Genomic DNA, 342 nt, shown 5'->3' with positions numbered 1-342 from the left:
CGCTCCGTAGAGTTTGATCATGGCTCAGAACGAACGCTGGTGGCGTGTCTTATACATGCAAGTCGAGCGAGGCAGCAATGCCGAGCGGCGAACGGGTGAGTAACGCGTAAGCAATCTGCCCCATATCAGGAAATACCCGTGCCAACGCGCGGTTAATGTCCAGGAGAGTGGCCTTCCGCATGGAAGGTTGACTAGAGATTTATCGGTATGGGATGAGCTTGCGTCCGATTAGCTAGTTGGCGGGGCAACGGCCCACCAAGGCGACGATCAGTAGCCGGCCTGAGAGGGTGAACGGCCACATTGGAACTGAGACACGGTCCAAACTCCTACGGAAGGCAGCAG

1 rRNA gene is annotated in these 342 nt (G+C 56.7%); it reads left to right on the top strand.

The annotated features are described in order from the left end of the window. Window position 1 precedes the first annotated feature (1 nt). Window positions 2-342 (top strand): 16S ribosomal RNA (locus G4D86_RS51970); the annotation flags it as partial.

It is taken from the genome of Pyxidicoccus caerfyrddinensis (genome assembly GCF_010894405.1).
GTDB lineage: Bacteria > Myxococcota > Myxococcia > Myxococcales > Myxococcaceae > Myxococcus > Myxococcus caerfyrddinensis.
This window is presented reverse-complemented; position numbering and strand designations above follow the sequence as displayed.